The organism is Rhodobacter sp. P1_C2, assembly GCF_056406375.1.
Genome location: NZ_JBFUAG010000010.1, coordinates 158,629 through 180,390, shown reverse-complemented (window position 1 = coordinate 180,390; position 21,762 = coordinate 158,629). Strand labels below are relative to the sequence as shown.

At 60.2% G+C, this 21,762-nt stretch carries 16 protein-coding genes and 2 tRNA genes; 8 read left to right on the top strand and 10 right to left on the bottom strand.

Features of this window, described 5'->3' with window-relative positions; all coding sequences use genetic code 11:
* The first annotated feature begins 20 nt into the window (after nt 1-20).
* Both AC1DZT_RS17935 and AC1DZT_RS17930 read left to right on the top strand, forming a co-directional pair.
* Complete coding sequence (locus AC1DZT_RS17935; RefSeq protein WP_478008010.1) at nt 21-2,285, top strand: PAS domain-containing protein; 2,265 nt, start codon at nt 21-23, stop codon at nt 2,283-2,285.
* Between the two features lie 3 nt (nt 2,286-2,288).
* A complete protein-coding gene (locus tag AC1DZT_RS17930) occupies nt 2,289-2,651 on the top strand; it encodes a response regulator (protein WP_478008009.1) in 363 nt (120 codons plus the stop codon).
* Between the two features lie 117 nt (nt 2,652-2,768).
* On the opposite strand, the gene AC1DZT_RS17925 is transcribed toward AC1DZT_RS17930, so the two are convergent.
* The 3 genes from AC1DZT_RS17925 to AC1DZT_RS17915 form a co-directional block, all read right to left on the bottom strand.
* Nucleotides 2,769-2,845: transfer RNA gene (locus tag AC1DZT_RS17925), tRNA-Arg, on the bottom strand.
* Between the two features lie 54 nt (nt 2,846-2,899).
* Nucleotides 2,900-4,252 (bottom strand): sensor histidine kinase, encoded by a 1,353-nt coding sequence (locus AC1DZT_RS17920; protein WP_478008041.1) that lies wholly within the window; start codon nt 4,250-4,252, stop codon nt 2,900-2,902.
* A 306-nt stretch (nt 4,253-4,558) separates the two neighbouring features.
* Nucleotides 4,559-5,290 carry a TVP38/TMEM64 family protein gene (locus tag AC1DZT_RS17915; protein WP_478008008.1) on the bottom strand — a complete coding sequence of 244 codons (732 nt, stop codon included), beginning with the start codon at nt 5,288-5,290 and terminating at the stop codon, nt 4,559-4,561.
* Between the two features lie 270 nt (nt 5,291-5,560).
* Here AC1DZT_RS17915 and rpmH point away from each other — a divergent pair, with 270 nt between their 5' ends.
* The 4 genes from rpmH (at nt 5,561) to AC1DZT_RS17895 (ending at nt 6,709) form a co-directional block, all read left to right on the top strand.
* Entirely contained in the window at nt 5,561-5,695 is a 135-nt protein-coding gene (gene rpmH / locus AC1DZT_RS17910) for a 50S ribosomal protein L34 (protein ID WP_168776515.1), read from the top strand.
* 46 nt (nt 5,696-5,741) lie between these two features.
* Nucleotides 5,742-6,158, top strand: a complete 417-nt coding sequence (rnpA, locus tag AC1DZT_RS17905; protein ID WP_478008007.1) for a ribonuclease P protein component — start codon at nt 5,742-5,744, stop codon at nt 6,156-6,158.
* Between the two features lie 10 nt (nt 6,159-6,168).
* The gene (gene yidD, locus AC1DZT_RS17900) at nt 6,169-6,426 is read left to right on the top strand and encodes a membrane protein insertion efficiency factor YidD (protein WP_478008006.1); all 258 of its coding nucleotides are present in this window, start codon (nt 6,169-6,171) and stop codon (nt 6,424-6,426) included.
* 193 nt (nt 6,427-6,619) lie between these two features.
* A tRNA-Ser gene (locus tag AC1DZT_RS17895) sits at nt 6,620-6,709 on the top strand.
* Nucleotides 6,710-7,136: 427 nt separating this feature from the next.
* On the opposite strand, the gene AC1DZT_RS17890 is transcribed toward AC1DZT_RS17895, so the two are convergent.
* From AC1DZT_RS17890 to AC1DZT_RS17860, 7 genes are all read right to left on the bottom strand, one after another.
* Nucleotides 7,137-8,624, bottom strand: coding sequence for a hypothetical protein (locus AC1DZT_RS17890; RefSeq protein WP_478008005.1), 1,488 nt, complete (start codon nt 8,622-8,624; stop codon nt 7,137-7,139).
* Nucleotide 8,625: 1 nt separating this feature from the next.
* Nucleotides 8,626-12,651, bottom strand: a complete 4,026-nt coding sequence (locus AC1DZT_RS17885) for an Eco57I restriction-modification methylase domain-containing protein (RefSeq protein ID WP_478008004.1) — start codon at nt 12,649-12,651, stop codon at nt 8,626-8,628.
* Nucleotides 12,648-15,971, bottom strand: a complete 3,324-nt coding sequence (locus AC1DZT_RS17880) for a helicase-related protein (protein WP_478008003.1) — start codon at nt 15,969-15,971, stop codon at nt 12,648-12,650. Before AC1DZT_RS17880 ends, AC1DZT_RS17885 begins: the two co-directional genes overlap by 4 nt.
* Nucleotides 15,968-16,174: a type II toxin-antitoxin system Phd/YefM family antitoxin gene (locus AC1DZT_RS17875; protein ID WP_478008002.1), complete on the bottom strand. Its 207-nt coding sequence runs from the start codon at nt 16,172-16,174 to the stop codon at nt 15,968-15,970. Before AC1DZT_RS17875 ends, AC1DZT_RS17880 begins: the two co-directional genes overlap by 4 nt.
* 173 nt (nt 16,175-16,347) lie before the next feature.
* Complete coding sequence (locus AC1DZT_RS17870) at nt 16,348-16,731, bottom strand: hypothetical protein (RefSeq protein ID WP_478008001.1); 384 nt, start codon at nt 16,729-16,731, stop codon at nt 16,348-16,350.
* A complete protein-coding gene (locus AC1DZT_RS17865) occupies nt 16,728-18,035 on the bottom strand; it encodes a recombinase family protein (RefSeq protein ID WP_478008000.1) in 1,308 nt (435 codons plus the stop codon). Before AC1DZT_RS17865 ends, AC1DZT_RS17870 begins: the two co-directional genes overlap by 4 nt.
* Complete coding sequence (locus AC1DZT_RS17860; protein ID WP_478007999.1) at nt 18,032-18,487, bottom strand: DUF2924 domain-containing protein; 456 nt, start codon at nt 18,485-18,487, stop codon at nt 18,032-18,034. Before AC1DZT_RS17860 ends, AC1DZT_RS17865 begins: the two co-directional genes overlap by 4 nt.
* A 496-nt stretch (nt 18,488-18,983) precedes the next feature.
* Here AC1DZT_RS17860 and AC1DZT_RS17855 point away from each other — a divergent pair, with 496 nt between their 5' ends.
* Complete coding sequence (locus AC1DZT_RS17855) at nt 18,984-19,772, top strand: hypothetical protein (RefSeq protein ID WP_478007998.1); 789 nt, start codon at nt 18,984-18,986, stop codon at nt 19,770-19,772.
* Complete coding sequence (locus AC1DZT_RS17850; RefSeq protein WP_478007997.1) at nt 19,769-21,619, top strand: 7-cyano-7-deazaguanine synthase; 1,851 nt, start codon at nt 19,769-19,771, stop codon at nt 21,617-21,619. Before AC1DZT_RS17855 ends, AC1DZT_RS17850 begins: the two co-directional genes overlap by 4 nt.
* The last annotated feature ends 143 nt before the right edge of the window (nt 21,620-21,762 follow it).

The window sequence follows — 21,762 nt, the reverse complement described above, 5'->3', positions numbered from 1 at the left end:
TGGGATGGTAAGGTCAGGATATGTCGAAACCGGACTTGGGCGCTGAACCGTTCAGCTTTTTGTCCGGTGGGGGCAGTCTGGGACAGCTGATTTCCGCATTCGACTGGGCAAGCTCGCCCCTTGGGCCGATCCAGGGCTGGCCGCAAAGCCTCAAGACCGCGGTGTCGATCGTGCTGCGTTCCGAAGTGCCGATCGTCATGCTTTGGGGTCCCGAGGGCGTGATGATCTACAACGACGCCTATGCCGGTTTCGCGGCGGGCCGCCACCCGAAGCTTCTGGGCTCCAAGGTACGCGAAGGTTGGCCCGAGGTTGCAAGCTTCAACGACAATGTCATGAAGGTCTGCCTTGCCGGGGGCACGCTGGCCTACCGCGACCAGGAATTGACCCTGCTGCGCTCGGGCGTGCCCGAACAGGTCTGGATGAACCTCGACTACTCGCCCATCCTTGACGAGACGGGCCAGCCCGCCGGGGTCATCGCCATCGTGGTCGAGACGACGGCAAAGGTGCTGGCCGAACGCTGGAGCGCCGGTGAGCAGGATCGCCAGCGCCAGATGTTCGACCAGGCCCCCGGCTTCATGGCGATGCTGTCGGGGCCGGACCATGTGTTTGAACTGACCAATGCCGCCTATATGCAGATGGTGGGCCACCGCGACGTGATCGGGCTGCCGGTGCGCGATGCCCTGCCCGATGTCGAGGGCCAGGGCTTTTTCGAGCTTCTGGATCAGGTCTATGCCACGGGAGAGCGCTTCGTCGGCTCCGCGATCAAGGCCATCATCCAGCGCAGCCCGGGCGCGCCCAAGGAACGGCGGTTCATGGACCTCGTCTATCAGCCGGTCCGCGATCAGGCGGGGGCGGTGATCGGCATCTTCGTGCAGGGCGTCGATGTGACCGACCGCCTGGCCGCCGAAGAGGCGCTGCGGCAAAGCGAGGCGCAGTTCCGCACCTTTGCGGAATCGATGCCGAACCATGTCTGGACCTCCACCCCCGACGGGCGGCTGAACTGGTTCAATCCGCAGGTCTATATCTATGCCGGGGCCCGGCCCGGCGACATGGACAACGGCGGCTGGGCCAGCATCGTCCACCCCGACGATCTGCCCCGCACCGCCGCGGCCTGGAACGATGCCCTGACCTCGGGCGTCTTCTACGAGACCGAGTTCCGCCTGCGCCGCCACGACGGCACCTACCGCTGGCACATCGCCCGCGCCGTGCCGATCCACAACGACCGGGGGGCGATCCTGCAATGGATCGGCACCAATACCGATATCGACGATCAGAAGGTCGCGGCACAGAGACTCGCCGAAAGCGAGCGCCGCCTGCACCTGTCGCAGAATGCCGCCGGCATCTCGGCGCTGGAGCTTGATGTGGCCACCGGCACGGTCTTTGGCACCGAAGGCTTCTGGGACCTCTGGGGCCTGACCCCGCGCGACAGCGAACACATCAGCGTTCTGGAATCCATCGTGATCCCGGAGGACAAGGATGTCCGCTCGACGCCGGAGACCCGGGCGAAGGGCACCGCCGTGCCCAATGTCGAATACCGCATCCGCCGCGCCGACACCGGCGCCCTGCGCTGGCTGTCGCGCAGCATCGACTTCGTCCATGACCACAACGGCAAGCCGATAAAGATGTTCGGCGTGATGCAGGACATCACCGACCGCAAGGAATCTGAAGCGCGCCAGCAGATGCTGACCCACGAGCTGGAGCATCGGATCAAGAACATCCTCTCGATGGTCTCGGCCATCGCCTCGCAGACCCTGCGCAACACCGATCTGGAAACCGCGCGCACCACCTTCACCGACCGCCTTCGCGCGCTGGCCAAGGCGCATGACATCCTCAACGACACGCGCTGGACCGATGCCTCGCTGATGCAGGTCGTGGCCAATACGGTCGCGGTCTTTCCGGACGGACAGATCACGATGGAGGGTCCGCCAGTCTCTCTGACCCCGAAGATGGCCCTGACCCTCGCCCTGGCCATCAACGAGCTTGGCACCAATGCCTTCAAATATGGGGCGCTTTCGACATCGGCAGGAACCGTTGCCATCACCTGGACGTTGAGTGAGGACATTGACGCGAAAGACCGGAAGTTCCAGTTGCGCTGGACCGAGGCGGGGGGACCGAAGGTCACCGCGCCGCAGCGGAAAGGGTTTGGAACCTTTCTGGTGGAGCGTGTGCTGGCTGGCGATTTTGACGGTTCGGTCGCGCTCGATTATAATGAAACCGGGGTTACGTGCGTTCTGACATCGCCGATGCCGAACGCAGCATCGACCGTCGCCTCTGAGGGAAAGTAACCAATGGCCCAGATGCCCCTTACGATCCTTGTGGTCGAAGATGAATCGCTTCTGCTGTTCTCGATTGCCGAGGATCTGCGGGACGCCGGATTCACCGTGCTGGAGGCCCGCAACGCCGACGAGGCGATCAAGCAGCTGGAGGCCTGTCCCGAGATCCGCCTGCTTTTCACCGATATCGACATGCCCGGCTCGATGGACGGACTGCGCCTGTCCGCCGCGGTGCGCGACCGCTGGCCGCCGGTCAAGATCATCGTGACCTCAGGCAAGCAAAACCCCGGCGCCGATGCGCTGCCCGATGGTCTTTTCATCCCCAAACCCTATTCGACCCAGGCCGTCACCTCGGCGATCTACGGCGTCATCCAGTAAATCGCCGCTGCAAGGCAGGGCAAGGCGCGCTGCGCCGCCATCCCGCCCTGCGGGCATTTTCGGGCTGACCGGAAAAGAAAAGAGCCTGGGCATTTCTGCCCAAGCTCTTGAATTCTTTGGTGGACCCGGAGCGATTCGAACGCCCGACCCTTAGATTCGTAGTCTAATGCTCTATCCAGCTGAGCTACGGGTCCACTGTGCGGCGGGATTTAGCTGCAGTCGTCGGGCATTGCAAGGGCGAAAGCGCATCAATCGTTCTGATCTGCGGGACCAACCGCTTTTGGCAGGCGGATCATGAATTCGGTGCCCTGCGAATCCGACCGCATCAGGTCCAGCCGGCCGCCGTGACCGCGCACCAGTTCGGCGGCGATGGCCAGGCCAAGACCGGTGCCACCGGCCCGCGCGCCGCCCTGAAAGGCCGCGAAAAGGTGCTCGCGCGCCTTGGCAGGCAGGCCGGGGCCGGAGTCGCCGACCCTGATCCACCATTCGCTGTCGGTCTCGCCGCAGCCGAGTTCAATCACGCCATCCTGCCCCGTCGCCTCGATCGCCTGCCTTGCGTTGCGCACAAGGTTGGAGACGACCCGGTGCAGCTGTTCGGCATCGGCGCGGATCGACATGCCATTGGCCACGTCGATCAGGCAGGCGACCGGGCCGGTGCCGATCGGGCCCAGACCCTCGCCATCGACGAGATCCTCCATCCAGGGCCGCAGCGCGAATCGGGTCAGGCGCGGCGGCGCCTCCTCGGCCTTGCCGAAGGCGAGGGTCGATTCGCACAGGTTCACCGCGCGGCTGATCGAGTTCACCAGTTTCGGCGCGGCGCGGGCCACCGCCGGGTCGGCGCTGCCCTCGATCCGGTCGGCGAAAAGCTGGGCCGTGGTCAGGATGTTGCGCAGGTCATGTGCGATCTTGGCGACCGCGCCGCCCAGCTGGGCCAGACGCTCTTTCTGGCGCAGGGCCCCGGTCAGCTGGGTCTGCATGCTTTGCAGGGCCTCCTCGGCCACGCGCAGCTCCACCACGCCGGCCGTCGGCTCGATGACGCGGCGGGCATCCTCGGGCGCCTCGGCATAGGCCTGCATGTGGCGCACCACCCGGCGGATCGGCAGCACCATCAGCCGCCGCACCGCCATGAACAGCAGGACCGCCGTCACCGCCGAGATGAGAGCCGAGACGCCAAGGATGCGCAGGCCATAATCCAGCATCGCGGTGCGCAGCGGGCCCGATTGCATGGTGATCTCGATCAGGATTCCGCCATCCTGCACCGGATAGCCGATGACGCGGATCACCTCGTCCTTCGTGTCGAGCAGCGCCTGGGTCGCATCGCGGATCAGCTCCCAGGGGCCGGCCTCGCGCAGATCGAAGGTGCCGGCGATGGGCGAGGGGATGGTCGAGGACAGCACCAGCTGGCGCACCTGATCGCGGCGCAGCACGACGTTGTAGACCTCGGCATTCTTCAGAAGCTCCGCCTCCAGCTCGGGCGAGACCATGCCCGGCGCCGCCAGCTGTGCCAGAGAGGCGATCTGCGCCTCTTTCAGGCGTGTCAGCAGGAAATCGGCACGAAAGCGCGCGACCGAGGGGACGAAGATCATGACTTCGGCCAGCATGACGAAGGCGATTGTCAAAAGCAGGAAACGCCCTGACAGCGTATTGAGGAAATTGCCTCTGCCTCGCACCCGATCCGAACCCCTGAATTGGGTCAGGCCACTTTCGCGCCCGACCTTCGCTTTGCGCCGATGGCCTGCCTAAGGGCTATCAAAGCGGCGCGGATAAAAACAGGCTTCTGCGCGCGACCGGCTGAATTCGCCCCATTTTGCGCCCCTTTGTTCAATATTTCAGGTTTTGCGCGCCTCAAACGGGATATGGGCCCCTCAGGCCCGCGCCGCAAGGGGGGCAGTTGGGGAGGGGTGACCTCAGCCCTTGCGCTTGTAATAAAGCTTGACCAGCAGGGGCACCACCGCCAGCACCACAAGACCCAAGAGGGGCAGGGCGAATTGCGGGGTCAGCAGGATATGCAGGTTGGGATGCTCGCCCCGTTCAAAGACGCTGCCGAGGCCCGCGCCAAGCTGCGTATAGACCAGATCCGCCGGGATCACGCCGATGAAGGTGGTGATGGCAAAGGTCCAGAACCGCACGCCCACCACCGCCGGCACCAGATTGGCCACGAAGAAGGGCATGACCGGGATCAGCCGCATGGTCAGAAGGACGGTGATCTGATGCTCTTTCAAGGCGGCATGCAGCTTGGCCACGCCGCCGCCCTTCGCCTCGATCTTGGCGGCGATCTCGTGGCCGAAACCGGTCCGCGCCGCCGAGAAGACGATCAGCGCCCCGATCGTGGCCGAGATCACGTTGTAGAAGACCCCCGGGAACAGGCCGAATAGAAAGCCCCCCGCCAGCGTCAGCACCAGCGCCCCGGGGATCGAGATCACGACGACCAGCGTGTAAAGCGCGATGAAGCCCAGGCTCGTCGCCAGATAATGCGCATCGCGCAGCGCGATCAGCTCCTGGCGGTGCTGTTCAAGCCGGTCAAAGCTCAGCCAGTCACGGAAGAAGATCAGCGCCACCGCAGCCGCCACCGCGATCAGAACGATCGGCGCACGCCTGAGGCAGCAGGACGTGAAGCTCGGAGTGGGGGTTATGGTCATTGTCATTCCTGGGGCCTGTCATACATGAGCGTTAACACGGGTCCATTGCTAGAAGCTTCACGCGAGCTTGATCTTCTCGAGGCCCTCGATCGGCAAAAAAGTGACGTCAGCCGCCATCGGGCAACCTGACGGCGGTTGATGTCAGAAATGTTGCCCCCAAACGGCCTGCTGTCGTTGACTTAGGGCAAATCCCTCCTTAAAGGACGGGCCTCAAGTTGAAGTGCCTTCCGAATCCATCCGGGTTTGGGGCGAAGTCTGATGGAGATCGCGATGAAGCGTACGTTCCAACCGTCGAACCTGGTTCGCGCCCGCCGCCACGGCTTCCGCGCCCGGATGGCTACCAAAGGTGGCCGTCTTGTGCTGAATGCCCGCCGCGCCCGTGGCCGCAAGAAGCTGTCGGCCTGATGTCTGCCCGGCCCTCGTTTCGGGGGCTGGCTGATAGGAGGCACGAATGACACCGCCGAGGCCCTCGGAGATCCGGGATCTTGTCCCCGAGACCGAGCCGCCTGCGGCGGTTTTGTCATCTGTGCTGCAGGTCCTGCAACACCGCGCCGATTACCTGCGCACCGCCCAGGGCCGCAAGGCCGGGACGGGGGGCTTCCTGCTGCAGGCCCGCCCGCGCGAGGATGGCACGCCGCTCTGCCGGGTCGGGTTCACCGCGTCGAAGAAGATCGGCAACGCGGTCTTCCGCAACCGGGCCAAGCGCCGGATGCGTGCCCTTGCCCGCGAGGTCCTGGCGGGTCTCGCCCGGCCGGGCTGGGATTATGTGCTGGTGGCCAAACCAAATGCGACGGTGAGCCGCGATTACGCCCTCTTGCAAGACGATCTGCGCGGGGCCATCTCGATGGTGCACAAAGACCGCAAGTGAGGCTTTGCCCATGACGCCCGGCGCCTATCTGCTGTCCCTCCCCGTCCGCGCCTACCGCCTGGTGCTGAGCCCCCATGTCGGCCACGGCTGCCGCTACCAGCCGACCTGCTCGGTCTATGCGCTGGAGGCGCTGGAGCGTCATGGCGCGCTAAAGGGCGGCTGGCTGACCCTGCGCAGGATCGGCCGCTGCCATCCCTGGGGCGGCCACGGCTACGACCCCGTGCCCGGCGCCGACCCCGCCCATGACGCCGCCCCCCCGCACCACTGACCCCGCCACGCCCCTTTTCACGCTTTGACCACGCGCCCCGACCCCGCACGCCCCCCGGGGCGCAAGGCACTTCGGCAGCTCCCACCGCGCCACAAATCGTCGCCGAAGAAAAACCATCCCGCGCGCGACATGCCCCACAAATCCTTGGCCTTTCCCCTTGCCCCCGCGAGACGCAGCCTTTAAAGCGGTCGGCGGAGCTGTGGCCGAGTGGTCGAAGGCACACCCCTGCTAAGGGTGCAGACGGGGAACCGTCTCGAGGGTTCGAATCCCTTCGGCTCCGCCACTTGCCCCACCGAAAGTGTTCTCCCGATCCGGCTGCGGCCGGATTTTTCCGTTGTTTTCGAGGGTTATGCGGGAGAGGCTATTGACCGGCACACTACCCAGAAGGCCAGAAAGCGTTCTCTCCGCGCCGATATTCTCCAGACCTGTTGCCTTCGCCCATTCGGTTCAAAACGAGTATCTCTTTGAAATTGCTTGAATTTCGGCGATGGCGCGCCGCACATTTCGACACCAGTGGCGCTTGGCGAGATGGAACGCAACTCAAGCGTTCGCTGGCGCAGCAAGCCGCTTCGGCTGATATTGCAGGGCAACGTCACGGGCACTCTTCGCAAGTGCTAAGGGACCTACGCATCATGTAGAACGTGAGCGTTCGCGCGAAGAAAGTGTTGCCACTTTTCACCCGATCCGGCACATCCGTCGTAACCAAAACCTTATTTTCCGCATGCTTGAACAAGTTTCCCAACAGCTTCGATTGCCGCAATTACATCGGCCTTAACAATCGGCTGCGTGGGGTTGTGCGAAAGTGGGTTGAGGATGAGTTTCTTGTACTTTTTCAGTCCCTCGAAAGCAGCCTTACGAACAGCATTGCCATTTGAGTGGGCCTCGCCCTTTGTGAGCAAATCCTCGATTTTGATTTTCTGCGGATCATCCGTGTAACTGAACTGGATGTTGTGTTTGCGGCAGTAGCGGCGCAGCGTAAGCTCGCAAGCCGTGCGGGCATAGTTTGCTGCGGCGGCCGGATGATTGTCGTCGAGGAACCGGCGCGCCTGCTTCAACGTCTCAGCCACCAGATCGTCCGAACTTTCCCAGATCACCGGGCGCAGCAGGCCATCGGCGTCGAGCTTCTCGTAAATCTCGATCGCCTTCCAAGGCTCATCCGAAAGTTGCTCGCGCGCAAGTTCGAACCAGAACCGATCGTGGGTGAGCAGGATGATCTGCCACCCCTTGAACAAGTTCCCAATCAGGTCAAGAACCGGCCTACGGTGCGAATAGTCCAAGCTGACCAAGAGATCGTCGAGTACCAGCAGTTTCAACGCCTTGTCATTTTCCGGGATGCAGGCCAGGCGCCCGGCAAGATAAGTTGCGATCGCTAGCGCGGAAAGGCGCGCCTCATTTAAGAAATTTGGTGGCGCCGAGAGCGCATGGTTCCGGAACTTGACGCTTGCAGTCAGCGTCGTGTTGCTGAGTTCGCGCTCCTTGTCGTCATAGGTGACGCCAAAAAAAGTGAACCCTACAAGTTCGAGGGCATCCGGCTGAAAAACGTCTAGCAATTTGCGAAGGACAGTTTTCGCATGAGCCTCCAGCGCGGCAAGAGCCTGCTTCATCCCTTCGTTGAATCGGTCGCAGGCAACATTGACCCTTTCCGCGAAATCAGGCGGACGCCGTGTTCCCCTGCTGTAAGTCACACGGTGCTTGAGCGCCGCGTTTACTTCCGCCCAAAGTTCGCCGATCGTTCGCCTGAGCCCCCCTGCCACGGTAGCCTCGTAATCTGCGAGGAGCTTTCCTACAGCTACGGAGAACAAGTTTGGGGCGTCGTTCGCCGTCCGGCCTGTGTTCATTTCGATCAACCGCGTGTGGCTCAGAAAGGCCGACCTTCGCGCCGTATCGAGCACGGTGGCGGTCGGATGACCCGCAGCCGACCAGTGCAGTTCTGTCTTATCGGTCAGCGTAGCCTTGACGCTTGGGGAAGTCGGATTGCTGAAGACATTACCCATTGGCGAAATGTCATGCCCCTCTACCGAGAATAGTCCACGCAAGGCCCGGTAGATGGAGGATTTACCCGATCCGTTCTCGCCCCAGGCCAGCAGGTTCTTGCCGTCGAGGTGAATCGATGCCGGCGCGACGGCCGGGAATGCACGGAAGTCGGAGATGTAAATGGTCGCAATCTTCGCTGCGTTTTTTCCGCCTGGCACGGTCATTTCACGTCCGTCCCTCGATGATCCTGACCGCGTCGATGGATTGCAGGTCAAAGAGGGTGGCGTAGAGGGGGTGTCCGGGGTCGGCAAGGCAGCGGGACCAGTCATCGGCCGCGCGTGCCAGCGCTTCGCCTTGTAGCCCCGCGAGTTTTTCCAACCCCGCCTCTCGAGCGACGGCAAAGGGGTAGAGCTTACGCGCGTGCAACTCGTCGGCAAAGAACAGCTCATAAACGAAAGCGTTAATTAGGGCTTCGAGGCGGGGGCGATCAGCGCCGACCACCAAAGCAGTCACAATACTCGCCAAGAGCTCCTTATCTTCGTCTCTGCATCTCGGAATCGGAAGGTCGAGCAGAGCAGTTGGCTGCACTTCATAAAACCCACCCTCTTTATCGGCGAATACCCGTTTCGCAACGTAGTGGAGGGTGCTTGAGTTCAAAACACCTGTAATGAACTCTGCCTCTCTTGCCTCGAAACAGTAGGCCGTGTTTGCAAGATACGACTTGCCAGGATCAATTGAGAAATTTGGCCTGTCTGTAACCTTATTGGAGATAATCTTCTTTTTCTCAAAGATTGGCCAATAGGCGACATTGTCCTGAATTTCAAACCACTCGTAACTTCCGGGCTTGCGCCCAAGCCAAGGCCCCGTCCAGTCTTTTGGCTTCGGCGTCAATCTGTCTCGAAATTGGGAAAGATGGCGTTCGATCGCAGGGTAGTCCGCAAGTTGGGTTCCCCTGCGAGCAAAAATTATCCACCTTGTCGCTACTGGCGGGGACCAACGCGTTAGATCCTTTCCTTTCAGCAACGGCTTAATTAGTTCACTTGAAGACTTGTCTTCTCTGATTAGGGCTTTCCGCTCCGCATCGTCGATCTCGAAGGCATCGTTGAAACCGGTAGTAATACCCCGATACACTGTGTCGATGGTGAAGTCTTTGACCGACAGTGGCGCTGAACGAAGACGAGCTAGAATTGCCCCAGACGAGCGCGGGATAAACTGCCAATCGGTGCTGCTCAACAATTCAGCCTGAGGCATTTCAAACGCTTCAGCGGCGAATATCTCGGGGAAACGCTTAACCGATTCTTTTGGGTCCTCGCCGATAACTGGCACCCAGTTCAGCGCGCGAACGATTTCATTTGGGCCTGGCTTTCCAGGGGCCAGTTTACGTGTGCCGACGAGGATGGTGGGGTAAGCGATCGCCTCGAATACCGGCGCATCTCCGAAATCAATGATGCTTCGGATGCGCGCGTGGGTGCCCAACCAATCGCGCAGGCCCTTGCCATAGTTTATACGATACCACTTGTTTGAGGTAATGAACGCTAGCGCACCTGCTGGTTTTAACAGCCGGAGCGCTCGCTCATAGAAATAGACGTAGATGTCGGCCGTGCCGACGAAGGTCTTGTAATCCGCTTTGAGTTGGGCCTTGGCGATAACCGGCTTATCGTTCACGCGGAAGCTCTCGATTTTTTCCTGCCGGATGTAGGGTGGATTGGCGAAAGCGATGTCGAACCAGCCCTCGTCGACCGATGCGTCGAGCCCGAACATCCATTCACCGTCAAAGAAGGGCGCAAATGCGTTGGGATCAAACGGGTCCCACGCCGCAAGCTTCCGGGCATCGTCGCTGACGAATGCATGATCTCGTGTCACCTCTTCGGCGATCTCCGCGCGCAGCAGCTTGATCTTTCGCTGCTCCCGCCGTTTGGCGGCGCCATTGGCGGCGGCAAAGAAAGCGCGGTTTGCTTCGCGCAGCGCCCGCTGCTTCTTGAGCAAATCTTGGCTGACCAGCCCAGCCTGGCCGCTGCGGTGCAGCGGGGTCAGGGTATTGGCGGCGACGAACTTAGCCTCAAGGTTGGGCAGCGGCGTGATCCCACGATTGGGACGAGCGGGATCCGCCTTTTGCTCTACCGCCAGGCTGATGAAGCAGCGCAACTTGGCGATCTGCACAGCGATTGGCTGAATATCTACGCCGTGCAGGCAGCGATCGATCAGGAACAGCTTGCGGGTATAGTCCGGATAGTGGCCGCTTTCGAACTTGGCGTCGAACTCGGTGAGCGCCTCCTCGGCCTTCTCGATCTCGGCCGCGCGCTCGTTAGCGGCTGGAATGGCCTCGGCGTCAGCGAGACGGCGCTCGTAGTAAAGTCGGTTGCGTGCCTTCCACTTCTCCCCGCCGGGGTCCAGCACGTCGAGCATGTGGACCAGTTTTTGCAGCAGACCAAGTGGAAAGGCGCCGGATCCCACGGCTGGGTCGATCGCCTTGCAGCTCTCGATGGCGGCGATCAGTGCATCCACCTGGGCCGGGCTGAATTCGTGCTGGCGGCTCGCAAAGCTGAGGAGCTCACGCAAACGCTTTTCGTCTTTGCCCACTGGTGTAGCGGGCGGGACTGCCGGACGGCTTTCTAGAGCCAGCTCATCGGGAGCATTGCCAAGATCAAGCCCCTGCTGGCGTGGTTTTGCGGTCTTAAGGTCAAGTTCGGTCGGTAGTTTCGGCATCAGCCAGGCGACCAGCGCCTCGTCCACCATGAAATCGACCACCTCTCGCGGGGTGTAGAAACTGCCCGACTTATTGCGCGCTGTCGTCTTGGTGTCTTCGTTGTAGGAAGCGAGCAGGTTCTCGAATACTTTGCCAAGGAGTTCAGGATCGAGCGCGGCCTCTTCCTCTAGAGGAGTGTTTTCCTCAACGGTAAACTTGTAGCGCTCGAACAGGTCGATCAGGCCAGGGACGTCGCGCGGAGTTTTGGCCTTCTCGAACCAGCCAGACAGATCGATGCCTTTCGCGCCACCGAAGAACAGGGCGTTTGGCAGGCGTGGCTGCTTGTCGGGTTGATCAGAAAAACCATCGATGCGAAGAATCAGCCGGCCGCGCTCCCGCTCGCCGTGCCCAGCTCGAGGATCGTCACTTGCAATCTCGGCATCCAAGCATTCAAAAAGACCGCCGTTGAGGAATGGCACGCTGGCAAAAGCTTCCAACGCCTTGTTTGGTTCGCTAAACAGGGCGGCGTGGCGATAGACGTGGTGGCCGAGATAGTCCTTCGATTGTCCGCTATCGTCCTGCCGCCAGCGCCGCTCGGACATTTCGGTGTTAAGGGTGGCGAAGAACAGGTTCTGGAGTACGGCGAGGTAGTAGCTGTGGCCACCGGGCATGGCAGCGGGCGGCTCCTTCAGCAGCTTCGCCAGCGACGGTCCATCGAAAAGCGTGTCGGGAACGAGACCCTTTTCCTTGATGAACCAGACAAACATAAGTCGCGTGAGCAGGCGGATCAGCGCAATTTCTTTGGCACCCTCGCCGTTGCCCTGTCCTTTGGGAAAAGCGAGTGGGGCGCTTGTGCTGGCCCAGGCGAACCAGTTGGCCAACTCCTCGTAGAAGCGCTTGTTGAGTTCAGCAGCCGACAGGCTTTCGAGCCACAGATCGTAAAGCGCGCGGAAATCCGAAGGAGCCTTACGCCGAGCGAGTGCGGCTAGGGACAGGTCGGCCAGGATTTCGACATGGGCGCGGTGAGGCCGGGCAAGGTTGATGTCCTTGACCAGACTGATCCGGCCGCCGACTACGTCACGCGAGGCATCGCGTTGGTTAGCGCGCCGGTCGATTACAGTTAGCGTCACCCGCCCGCCGTGGCGGAATAACACAATCGCGGGCATCGCGAATCCACGATTTAGCGCACGCACGATCGTCACAAGCTGCCTGCGCGACCAGTTATCATCGTCGAGGTCGATGGCGAGGAAGACGAAGGAATCGATCGCACCGCGCTGGAAGCTCTCACCGGTGGCCGGATCGCCACCGCGCGACAGAGCCGGTAGTTCATCGCCGGTTAGCTGGAAAAGGAAATACACTGCGCGCCAGCGGTGCGTCTCGAAACGCGCTGCTTCCATGCCGAGAGCATCTAGAAAATGGGTGGGTGCGGTGGGGGCGTCCAGTGTCTTGGGGCTGCGGTAGCCCATGACATCAAGCAGCTTCCGCCCCGCGCCTGCGAGGTCAGCGTCAGCAAGCCCTGCAATTGCATCGCGGATCTGAGCAAGACGTTCTGCTGCGTGGCTCATTCTACCCCCGCGACCGGCGTGACGATGAGCCATGTAACAAGGTCATAATCCAAACTGACCCGGGCTTGTGCGGTTCCGTCGGGCACCCGCGCCCCGCGAGAGCCCGTCAGCGCTGCCAAGGTACGTGTCGCCGAAGTTTCACCGATCGAGGTGACGGCTGCGCGTATCAATCCATCGTAGCGTTCCATTTTCTCGCCGTGATCGGTCTCGTCGTCGAAAGCATTGCAAAGCGCCTCAAAAGGCTCGTCACGGCCTAGGCAGAGCGCGCGAAACGCTTCCAGAATCAGTTTGGGCTGGCCGAAGCCGAGACGAACCGCCCCATCGTCTTTCACATAAACGAGATAGTGGGGATCGAGAGGGTTGATCTTTGCCTGTTCCGGGTTCGGATCTGGCGGGCGGCGCCGAAGGCAGAAGATGACACCGGGATCGACGACGCCTCCCTTGAATTCGCTGGGCACGACTGCGTGAAGCCCTAGGGGCGCGTCGCGCAATGCCTGCTCGTTTGCGCGAGCAAAACCGAGAAGGTCCGCGCGGAAATCGTCTAGCGCGAAATCGGCCAACGTCACGCCGCCTCCAGTTTCCTCGAGGTCGAAAACCTCATCCTTCAGGCGGAGGAGTTGATCGTCGCGCCAGCGCGCGTCAACATCGGCTCCGGCGCGAGCGTTGAGCAGATCGTCTTCGCCAGTGGCCGAAAGATCGACCAGTGCCATGCGGGACTCAACGCGATCTTTGAGGTGCAAATATTTGTTCAAGTCCTCGGTCGGCCAAAAGTTAACCATTCGAATGGTAGCGTTCCGGCTACCGATCCGGTCGATCCGTCCAAAGCGTTGAATGAGACGGACCGGGTTCCAGTGAATATCCACGTTCACTAGCAGATCAGCATCCTGAAGATTCTGGCCTTCGGAAATGCAGTCGGTTGCGATCAGCAGGTCGATTTCGCCGCTGGTCTCCGCACTACGCATCGCGGCACGGCGTTTGGCGCGCGGCGCAAAGTTGACCAGCACGTCCTGAAAGCGCGCCCTGCCGAAGGTCGTCTTACAGCCATCGCCTGTCACTAGCGCTGCATGCAGCCCGCATTCACGCGCGACGGGCAGCAATTCTTCATACAGATAGCGGGCGGTATCGGTGAACGCTGTGAACAGGATGATCTTGCGGTTGGCGTCGCCGTCGCGGTTGACAGTGGGCCTATTTGCCTTGACTCGAATGATGTCCTTGAGCCGGGCCAGTTTTGCGTCGCGATCCGGTGTAATTTTGCGCGCTTCAATAGTCAGTGCGACGATGCGGTCGCGGTCGCGCGTCAGCGCCGCCTTCCACGCCGCCCGGTCGATGTGCGAGAGCTTGTATTTCAACGCGCCGCCAACCTCGAAAGCTTCTTCCAACTCGTCATCCAGCTCATTCTCGTCCGGCGCTGGCATGTCAATTGCCGCAGTCGCATCGAAGCCCTCGAGATCCTTAAGCCGTTGGTCAATGCGGGCGATCATACGATCCATCGTCAAACGGAAAGAGCTTACCGAGCTTTCCAGCCGCTTTAGGAAGCCGACTTTCATCATCGCAATGAGGTACTTTTCGCGATTGGCCTGATCGAAATTTCCACCTTTGTCATAGAAGGCACGATACTCAGGGAGCACGAATGTCAGTGGACCATAGAGCGCAAGCTCGAGCTTACCAATTGCAGAATCCACATCCTCGAAAGCCGGAAACCTACCCAGACTATCTATGTTGGCGAAGACGGATTCTGGCGCAGCTCGTTTTGGAAACCCGCCGACCCTTTCCATTGAAGCAGCGTAGTGACGTTCGACGTGCTTCCGCGAACGCGCGATGGTCACGCCATCGAGCAAGCTGAATAGAGCGGGCGGCAGCTTGTTCAGCAGGTCGCCGGCATCGCGGCTGCCGCTCTTCGCCCAATCGGCAAAGCGTCGTCTTGCACCGCCGATCAGCGCGCCGAGGTTGGGGACGCCGAGGTCCGTGAAGCCATCTCCCCTGTCGGCGGAGATCAGGTCGAGTTGGGCCTTTAGATCGCTCAGATCGTTGTTCACAGGTGTGGCCGAAAGTAGCAAAACCTTGGTCGTTATGCCGGCCTTGACGACTTCGTCCATCAGCCGTTCGTAGCGGCTGCGACGTCCGCCGACAGTCTTGTTCCGGGATGCGCTTCGAAAATTGTGTGACTCGTCGATAACGACGAGATCGTAGTTGCCCCATTCAATCCGCGTGAGGTCAATGTCACCGACCTTGCCCTTCTCACGCGAAAGATCTGTATGAGACAGGACGGTGTAGCCGAACCTATCCTCGCGAAGGGGGTTCATCTCGCTGTTATTGGTTGCGAGGTAGTCGGTCCAGTTCTCGCGAAGCTTCTTCGGGCAGAGCACCAGTACGTTCTTGTTGCGCTTCTCGAACCACTTGATGACGGCCAAAGCAGTGAAGGTCTTGCCCAAACCCACGCTGTCCGCGAGGATGCAGCCGCCGTGTTTTTCGATCTTGGCGAGCACGGCGCGCAAGCCGTCGCGTTGGAAATCGAACAACTTGCGCCAGATCGCGGTCTGCTCGAACGCAGTCTGCTGGATCAGCGCCTCTTCTGCCGCTTGGTCGGTCAGGAAGTCACCGAACAGGTGCAGCAATGTCTTAAAATAGACAAATTCGGGCGCTGCGTGGGCGTAGCTGGCTTGGAGTGCGCGTAGCACTTCCTCTCGAACGTCTTCGGTCAGGCCGGTGTCGTTCCATAGCTCGTCAAACCAGGCGAGCAGGTCCTCCCGGTCGCGATCACTATCGACGATCAAATTGAGTTCGATGTTCGGCGAGTCACCGAGTCCGAGCCCATTGATCGTGAAGTTCGAACTGCCGAGCACCGCGTGTGGGCGGCGTCCATCATCGATATGTATGAGCTTTCCGTGCAGTAGGCCGGAGCGCTTGACCGACCGTATTTCGACACGATCTTTGATCCATCGGGCGCATCGCAACGCGGCGGCCCGTTGTCGGATTTGCTCGTTTAGGCGCAGCCCGGACTCGTCAAACGAGAAAGCGGGCGGCACCAGACCCGCATTGTCCGCGTCCTTCAGAAACCTTGGCTCGCCGAACAAGAAGCGCATATGCCCGACGCTGTCCAGCGTCGCGCGGAGACGATCGTAGGCGAAGGTTGTGAAATAAGCGGAGACAACGGACAGACGGCTGTCGGGAACCGCGCGCTCAGTGATGAAATCGTGGACAGCCCCTCTGCTACGGTTATCCTTGATGCCTGATCGTCCTGTTTTCAAGCCCACTCCTAATCCAACTTCGCTGATGCCAGCTGTGTCGACACCTTCAAAGACCAGGCGCGGACGCTTCATTGGCTACCATTCGCTGGCCCTTTGTTCCCCGGTACCTCCCCGCCTGCGCGTCCAGCCTGCAAGGAAAGTCGTTCAAATTCTTCCATCGAGACGACCACCACGACTCCGCGCCCGTGTTTTTCAATCAGCACCGGCTCCGCACGCGCGGTGTCGATCAGAAGGCCGAAGCCGTTCTTTGCTTCTCGCGCAGACATCGTTTTCATCGTCGAACCCAGCCGAAACTCGATTGAGCCATTTAGGACGAAATGGCTCTTTCTGGCAATGGTCTTGTTCCGGTCAATCGATCACCGTAGTCGCTAATCCCTTGGTTCTACGTCGACTTCGCGGCCTTCGCACTTCTACTTGCCGAACTCTGTCAATTGAATGAGAAGGGCAATTATCTGGTGCCGCTCAGCTGCTCTGCCCATTCTGCAAAGAACGGCTCGAGTACACGCGCCAGCGTCACCTCCGGGCCTTGCCTACCGTCCAGAATCGCCTCGACGATGTCGGGCGCGAGCAGGGTCAGGCGCAGGACGCGGGTCATGTAGGACGCTGCGATAGCTTCGTGCTCTGCCAACTCAGCCATGGTGGCGAACTCGCCCGACTCCAGCATGCGTTTCCAGCGGAAAGCCCGCGCCAGCGCCTTAACCAGAGTGCTGTCCGCCCGGCACGATTGCGTGGCACCCTCGGGCAGCCAGATCTCTTTCCGCCCGCTGCGCTTTACAAGGCGGAACGGCACATGCACGCTGATCGTGTCGGAGATCGGCATTGTCCGCGTCACGCAGCTTCTCCCACTTCCGGACGCATTTCGCGCGCCAGCCTAGCCAGTCCATCCACGCGCAATCGAACGTTCAATCCTTCGGTGCCGATGTCGACACGTTCAACCAGCAGCGTCACGATGCGGGCCTGCTCGGCAGGGAACAACTCGTCCCACAGCGGATCAAGCCGGGTCAGGGCTGCGTGGGTCTCAGCCTCATTGATCCCCACATCTTTCTCACGGGCCGCCTTCCAAGTTCCCGCGACGATTTCGGGTTGGCGGAACACGATGCGCATCTGGTCAATGACGGCAGCCTCGATCTCGTCAGCGGGCACGCGGCCCACGGGGCACGATCCGGCGCCATGCTTCAGCACCGTCTGGCTGACATAGTAGCGGTATAGCCGCCCGCCCTTGCGGGTATGGGTCGGTGAGAACGCTGCACCATCGGGACCGTAAAGCAATCCCCGCAGTAACGCGGGCGTGTCGGCGCGGGTCCGAGCCGCGCGCTTGCGCGGGCTTTCCGTCAGGATGGCGTGGACCTTGTCCCAAACCTCGCGTTCAATGATCGCCGCATGCTCGCCGGGATAGCTGGTTCCCTTGTGGACCGCCTCCCCGATGTAGACCCGGTTGTTCATCATCCGGTAGATGAACTTCTTGTCGATGCGATGGCCACGGCTGGTGGTGACGCCCCGTTCGGCCAGTTCGCGCGCCAGTTCGGTGCCAGATCCAATCTCGACGAACCTGGCGAAGACCCAGCGAACATGGGCAGCATCAACGGGGATCTCGACCAGTTTCCGATTTTTCACCTCGTAGCCCAGCGGCGGGCAGCCGCCCATCCACATGCCTTTCATCCGGCTGGCGCGGACCTTGTCCCGGATCCGTTCGGCCGTAACCTCACGTTCGAACTGGGCGAAGGAAAGTAGGATGTTCAGCGTCAGCCGCCCCATGGAAGTGGTTGTGTTGAACGATTGCGTCACCGAAACGAAGGTCACGCCGTTGCGGTCGAACACCTCGACCAGCTTGGAAAAGTCCATCAGCGATCGTGACAGGCGGTCGATCTTGTAGACGACCACAACGTCAACCAGCCCATCCTCGATGTCGGCCAACAGCAGCTTCAGGCCGGGGCGTTCCAAGGTTCCGCCGGATATGCCACCATCGTCATACTGATCGCGAACCAGCACCCAGCCCTCGGACCGTTGGCTGGCGATGTAGGACTCGCAGGCTTCCCGCTGGGCATGCAGGCTGTTGAACTCCTGCTCCAGCCCTTCTTCAGATGATTTGCGGGTGTAGACGGCGCAGCGTAGCTTGCGGACGACAGGTTTGTTCATGCCGTCCTCCGATGGTTTTTCAGCCCGAAGAAGACCCAGCCGTTCCAGCGCGTGCCGGTAATGGCGCGCGCGATGGCAGAAAGCGACTGGTATGGCCGGCCCTGCCATTCAAAGCCACCTTGAGTCACAGTGACGATCTGTTCGACGCCCTGCCATTCGCGCAGCAACCGGGTGCCGGTGATAGGGCGGTCGCGATCTGCGCGGATCCGGCGCGTCGTGATATTACCGCCATCATGCTGTTCGCCCAAGGCTTCCAACCGCTTGATGATTTCGGGCTTCAGCCCGCCATAGGCCAGTTCCTGAATGCGGTATGCAAGGCGGCTTTCCAGGTAGCGGCGGTTGAACGGCGGCGGTTCGGTTTCGAACAGGTCGCGCCACTGCGCCTTCAGGTCGGGCGTCGATGTGGTCTTCAGCGCGGCCAAGCGCGCAGGGATGGGGTCAGGCTTGTTCATGCATTTCTCCCGTGGGTTGGAGTTGCATGAAGGCATTGGTCGGGCAGACAGTGTAGGCAACTTTCTCCAGTCTGGTCAGAGACTTCGCCCCTTTCGCGCATCCGGAGGCGGATCAGGCCGAGGGCCAGCAACCCGCACAGTTCACTGCGGCGCTGGGCCGGGGTCATCTGGTTGGGCAGCAGGGCGTTGGGGCGCTTCATTAGGATTTTCATGCATGATTGGTTGGATAGGTAAGCGCTACGCGGTTTCCTGAAAATCACAATGCAAATCAGTGTCTTATCTGGTTTTCGCGCAATCATTCGAAATGATGCATAGTTGCCATACGCCCCGAGATCGCCCTTGGCGTGCATGATTTGACCTTAACAACGCTCATAAAGCGAATCATGATCTGCAGAGGGCGAAGCAGTACGACGGAGCGCTCGGCGTTGCGTAGCTTTCAGTTGGCGGGAAATGACATTTCGTTGGTGGATTTGAACGATGGTTGAGAGTTGAAACGATGGGCCATCAGCGACTTGGAAAACTGCCGGCCTATCGTCTATTGCCTGAGATCATTCAATACTTGGTCGATGGGGGAATGCCGACAGAGGACATTGTCGATCAAATCACCAATTTCGGACAAGAAGCCCTAAGTTTCGCGCTCAAGGACGATGTGTTCATCGAAGCACTTTGGCTTCTGATCCGTTTGCCCCAGGCCGCAGCTAGCAAAGATCCTGTCGCGGCACTCGCCGAGTTGGGTATCAAGGGTTCCCCGTTATCTTCGATTGCCGAAATTCTTTTCCAGTACGATCAGACAGTCGAGCGGGCACAGCGCCGAGTTCACCAAGGGACCACTGACCTCGGCGAGATCGCGCGCCGAGCCGGACTGTCGGCTCTGGCCGAAGGGCTTCAATCGAACCTGCCATCTCTTTGGAGTCCCGGCACGGCGGATGTGGAGGCGGCGCTCAAGGGACTGAAGGGGACAGAGAAGTTCGCCGGGCTGGCGCACACTTTCTACTCCAGCTTCGTCGACCGTGTTATTCATTACTATGTTGACCGAAATCTACACCGCATGGTCGGTCCCGACCGGATCGCGCGTTCGATCCATGATCTTGAAACATTCAATGGCGCGATCCGGCGCCATTGCAATGAGTCCGCGCTGATCATGCGAACCTTCGCAAGGGATTGGCTGGGCAAAAATCACTATAGGGACGGGAAGGCCATTTCTCGCGCCGACGTGCGGGCTTTTTCCTCGCATGCCGTGGAAAAGATCCGAACCGAACTTGCAATTAGAAAAGGGAAACCATGAAGCAACACGTGATCGAGTGCGGAGTGGATGCGCCGTCTTCGGAAGGCGCTATTGCCATGAACGTTCACGGCCCATCAAAAAATGTGAACTTGCGCATCGATTATATCAGCCGGACGATGCTTGCTAATCTTCCCGACCTGTTGATCGATCTTCTGGAAATCGCCTCCTACGTCTATTGTGCCGACCAGCGACTGGACCGAGGAACTGATCAACTTTCGAAGTTCGGCGAAAACTGGCGGCGCAGCCTAAAGTTCTTCATCCCGGTGCGTCAGTTGCAGGTTTGGCAAGACAGCGAAGTCCGGGACGCACTGGTCGAAACGTTGGGTTTCCTTTCAGACGACACCTACTTGTTCGAATTCCGGCAGGCCATGGCTCCGGTCCAGGCTAAGGAACTGTATTTCCGCGACCTGATCGACCCGGAAGACGAGCACGATGACGTCGCGCTGTTTTCGGGTGGAGTCGACTCCTTCGCGGGTGCGGTCACGGACTTGGTCGCCAACGGTAGGTCGCTCACCCTTGTCGGACATTATTCGTCGACCAAGGTCCGTAATGTCCAAGAGCACCTGATTGCCGAACTGAAGCGAAGGGGCCATGATCGGCGTCTGTCATTCATACCGGTCTGGGTAAGCAACGAAAACGTCTCAGCGCGGGAATACACGCAACGGACGCGTTCGTTCCTATTTGCTTGCCTTGGTCTGGTTGTCGCCCGGATGTCTGGCAAGGATACATTCAGCTTCTATGAGAACGGCGTGGTCAGCATCAACCTCCCGCTCGCCGGGGACGTGATCGGCGGTCGGGCAACCAGGACGACCCATCCGAAGGTACTTCGCGGACTTGAAGGCCTGTTCTCGCTCCTGCTGGATTGCCAGATCCGGATTCAAACGCCTCTTCAATGGATGACCAAGAAGGAAGTGACGCAGCTGATCGAGGCAGGGGGGATGGTCGATCTTTTGAACAAGACGGCCAGCTGCACACGGCCGCGAAAATGGAACGAGAAACAGAAGCACTGTGGCCTTTGTTCGCAGTGCATCGACCGTCGCTTCGGCATCTTGGCAGCTGGGCTGGGGGACCACGAAGCATCCGACCTTTACATGAACGACCTACTACTCGCTAACAGAAACGATGGCGACGATTTGAGGATGGCGCTGGCCTATGTGACACTGTTCAAGAAGGTCTCTGCGACGTCGAAGGAACGGTTCCTCGTCGACTTCTCCGAAATCGTATCCGCCGTCGGGCATTTTCCTGACATGCCAGCCTCCGTCGCGGGCGATCATCTCTATGACCTGTTTCAGCGGCATGCCAAGGCAGTCGAAGATGTGATTTCCTCGGCGGTCAAAGAGCACAGTACGGCCCTTTACCGGAACGAAATTCCACCAGCTTCTCTTCTTGCTGCTTGTTACAGCAGTAAGGTCGTCGAACAGACCCCACCCTCGAACTACGACGCGGAGGCCAAGGCATTCATGGATCGGCTTTCAGCACCGATTCTGGAATTCGCATTCGACAAGGACCAGGAACGCGTCCAATTCCGTGGCGGGCTGGCCTTGGACGGGACCAACTACAAATTGGTCGGCGCGCTGATCGAATCCTTCAGGGTGGCAAAGGGAAACCGGTTAGAAGTACCGTACTTGCCAGCGCCGGATCTGGCGACGGCGCTGAATATTTCTGACCAGGCAATGCGCACACAGATCACGCGCCTGCGCAACGCCATCGAGCCGTTGGCGGTGTCGATGGGCATTCCGATGGGGCAGGACACGTTCATTGAGAACAAAGAGCGGTCCGGGTACCGAATCAATCCCAGCTGCCGCGAGATTTCGGTCGCCGACATTCTGGATAAGACGCCTCTGTAAGGCCGCGCCGAAGGGCGGTTGTCACAACCGGCCGAGCCCAATGTCACAACTGGCTTTGTTCGGCCCCGGTTTTCCGGGGCTTTTTCTTGTCTGGATGTCACAAGAAAATCCAAGCCTGATTATATCAAGCCAAGCGTAACCCG